4 protein-coding genes and 1 pseudogene are annotated in these 3,257 nt (G+C 36.8%); 1 reads left to right on the top strand and 4 read right to left on the bottom strand.

Features of this window, described 5'->3' with window-relative positions:
* A partial coding sequence (locus tag RT445_RS09120; RefSeq protein WP_313470440.1) for a PDZ domain-containing protein occupies positions 1–631 on the bottom strand: 631 nt, incomplete at its 3' end.
* 118 nt (positions 632–749) lie between these two features.
* Here RT445_RS09120 and RT445_RS09115 point away from each other — a divergent pair.
* Positions 750–1,649 (top strand): hypothetical protein, encoded by a 900-nt coding sequence (locus tag RT445_RS09115; RefSeq protein ID WP_312506812.1) that lies wholly within the window; start codon positions 750–752, stop codon positions 1,647–1,649.
* Positions 1,650–1,708: 59 nt separating this feature from the next.
* Here RT445_RS09115 and coaD read toward each other — a convergent pair whose 3' ends face one another.
* The 3 genes and pseudogenes from coaD to RT445_RS09100 form a co-directional block, all read right to left on the bottom strand.
* A complete protein-coding gene (gene coaD / locus RT445_RS09110; protein ID WP_274795847.1) occupies positions 1,709–2,200 on the bottom strand; it encodes a pantetheine-phosphate adenylyltransferase in 492 nt (163 codons plus the stop codon).
* 1 nt (position 2,201) lies between these two features.
* On the bottom strand, positions 2,202–2,768 hold the full coding sequence (rsmD, locus tag RT445_RS09105; protein ID WP_312506813.1) for a 16S rRNA (guanine(966)-N(2))-methyltransferase RsmD: 567 nt from the start codon (positions 2,766–2,768) through the stop codon (positions 2,202–2,204).
* A 75-nt stretch (positions 2,769–2,843) separates the two neighbouring features.
* Positions 2,844–3,257 (bottom strand): annotated as a pseudogene (locus RT445_RS09100) (RNA polymerase II); the annotation flags it as partial.

Here is a 3,257-nt window from a genome sequence, read left to right as displayed (position 1 = left end):
AAGATATCCCTAAACCTGCTCTATGTTCTTGCGTATTAGGGATTTCCTGCAACGTAATGGTCTCCTGTTTGCGTTCTTCATTACGTTTAAATTGAATTGTTACCTTATCTCCAAGCTGCTTAGGCTTTAAAAGGTCAACAAGCATTTGCTGGCTCGTTATTTTTTGACCGTCAACCTCGATAATTTCATCCCCAGCTTTTAAAATACCGTCCGATGCTCCGCCATCTAACACATTTAATATAAATACGCCATTAAAATGCACCTTTGTCTCTAACCCAGCCCTTTGGAAAGCTACATATTTCGCATTAAACTGAGAATCAGACATTAATTTTAACTGTCGAATATTATATTCCTCATCATCTTCTAAAGGGTTTCGTACTTGCTCCATATCCATTAGTTTTTGATATTTTTGAACTTTTGCCCATAAATACGAAAACGGTGTGGCTTGCTGCATCGCGACAGTCATTAAACTTAATGATCCCAAACTATCTGCCTCTTTGCTATCGACAGTTACAAATTTACTGACATCATAGGCACTTCCGGGTTTCATAATATACGCGTCTAGTCGGTATAACATCAAAAAACAAATCACGACTAACAACACTGCATAAATTCCAATTTTTTTCTTCACTACTAAACACCTCCTAGGACGCTTGCAAAACCATACGTTCATGTTTTTGCCATTCTCACATATATTGATTTTAGCATTTGCCTATGTGAATGACAAAAAGTTGAAACGAGTTGATAACATGTTTGCTACAATTCAAATAGCGCTCTGCGTAATTCTCATTCTCTTACTCTTGTTATTCCCACAAACCGCTCATAGTGGTACTGATTTAGGCTTAAATCTTTTCATGGAAGCACTTTTTCCATATTTACTGCCATATCTCGTGTTAACACAATGGCTTCTGCGTTTAACGGCTCCTATGCGAACAAAAACAAAAAGAGCCTCTTTATACGTACAAGCCTACATTATTAGTGCACTTGGTGGCTATCCAACAGGCGCGACAACCATTGTATATTTAAAAAATAGTGGTCAATTACACACAAAAGAAGCAAATTTTTTACTTGCTGTTTGTCATGCACCAAGTCCTTTGTTCGTTCTAGGTTTTGTAAGCCTTGATTTACTAAACAGTAATACGTTTGGATGGTTGTTTTTATGTTTACTACATACTTTTAATATTTGTTGCTTAGTAACAGGCTATTACTTATTTCGCAAAACGGATCCACCTAGTATATCCGTACACAACACACCACTCTATAGTGCTCCTTTTTCAGAAAGTATTAAAGAAACCGCTCCAACAATTCTGTTAGTTGGTACAACCATCATCTTTTTTACAACGATTCAGACCATCGTACAGGAGGGCTTAGATCAGCTAATACCAAAACTACCTTATACGGTCGAACTTTCTATTGCAGCTATCCTCGAGGTGACAAATGGCCTTAAAATGACGGTTACTGCCTTTCCAGACTTTCCGTATATCACTTTATTAGTGGTGATTTTATTAACCATGCAAAGTATCAGTATTCACTTACAAATCTTTGTTATCGCAAAATCAGCAAAACTATCTGTAAGACCTTATATAAAATTCCGCCTCCTTAGCATAATCATTGTGCCAACTATTTATGCTCTATTTTTTCTGAAATAACGATAGCTTTCACTAAAGAAAAAAGAGGATGTCATTTTTTATTTGACATCCTCTCAATATTACTTATCAAAATTATACTTTTCTTTTAAAGCTTGTACGACACATGTTGGAACGAGTTCACTAACATCGCTACCGTATTTCGCAACTTCTTTTACTATACTAGAACTTAGGAAGGAATATTGATTCTTCGTCATAATAAAAAATGTTTCAATGGTTTCATCTAGGAAACGGTTCATAGAAGTAATTTGCATTTCATATTCAAAATCTGAAACTGCTCGTAAACCACGAACAATTGCTTTCGCCTTTTTTTCCTTGGCATAGTCAATAAGAAGGCCCGAAGAACTTTCTATACGAACATTTGGTAATGTTTTTGTAACTTCAGCCATTAAAGCCATACGTTCCTCTACGGAAAACAACGGATTCTTCGCTGAATTGTTTAATACTGCTACATATACAATGTCAAACACATCTGCCGCACGCTTGATAATATCTAGATGGCCGAATGTGACAGGGTCAAAACTCCCAGGAACTACAGCAATTTTCTCAGACAACTTATTCTCCCTCTTCCTCTTTACAGCGATAAACCGAAATGATAGTTCCGCCATATGTTTCTTGTCTTGTTAAAACAAACTCCCCAAAATGCTGAGGTAATGGTACCTCTTTTGCATGTTCACATAAAATAATACCATTTCGTTGAACTTTATCGTTGTCAACAAGAACCTGTACTAAATCATAATATTCCTGTTGATGATAAGGAGGATCTAAAAAGACTAATTTAAAGGTAATATCACGTTTTAATAGCGCTTTCACAGCACGCTTTGCATCAATTCGAAAGAGCTCTGTATCCTCTTCATAGCGACATTTTTTTATATTTTCTTGTAGCACCTGGAATGCTTTGGCGTCTTTTTCAATAAAAATAGCACGCTCCGCCCCTCGGCTTAATGATTCAATACCCAAGCCTCCACTTCCGGCAAACAAATCAAGTGCAATCCCTCCGTCAAAAAACGGACCGATAATATTAAAAATCGATTCCTTTACTTTGTCTGTTGTAGGTCTTGTCGTATTTCCAGCTATTGCTTTTAACGGCATTCCTTTGCGTTCTCCTGCTACAACTCTCATAACAGCATATCACCGTACTTTCATCCATATAAAGTATTTTTGCAGCGAAAGAGTGGCCCTCCGCTGCAAAAGTTATTATTGTTCTTGTGCTAATACTTGAATTCGCTCATCTTTCTTTTGTAATTCTACCAAGAATAAACGTTGTAACCAAGCCTCTTCTACATAATAATGATCAGCAATCTTAATAATTGGTTCAGAAATAGTCGAATATCTTCGTTGATTGAAGACATAGAATCCTGGCTCTTTAGGGAAGCGGAATGTACGATGCTCACTATTTACATAATAACCATTCTGCCCTTCCTCAGCTGAGTAACCAAGCTCAGGTAATAATGTATCTGCAGTATACAACGTTTGCCCTTCATAGCGAATAACACGTACGTCTTCCTTCAACACATCATTGACATACACATCTCGTGCATCCTCAAATAAAAGTGGATATATTCCATTTTTTTGCTGCGCGTTTAATGTAAAATAGGATGTCTTAGCATC

It is taken from the genome of Lysinibacillus sp. (genome assembly GCF_032093475.1).
Classification (GTDB): domain Bacteria; phylum Bacillota; class Bacilli; order Bacillales_A; family Planococcaceae; genus Lysinibacillus; species Lysinibacillus irui.
Note: the sequence above shows the minus strand (reverse complement) of the source record. Positions and strands in the feature narration are given on the sequence as shown.

Bases quoted from the DNA above. Each gene is read 5' to 3' on its own strand.
- rsmD (WP_312506813.1), bottom strand. From the start codon at position 2,768: ATGAGAGTTGTAGCAGGAGAACGCAAAGGAATGCCGTTAAAAGCAATA.
- RT445_RS09115 (WP_312506812.1), top strand. From the start codon at position 750: ATGTTTGCTACAATTCAAATAGCGCTCTGCGTAATTCTCATTCTCTTA.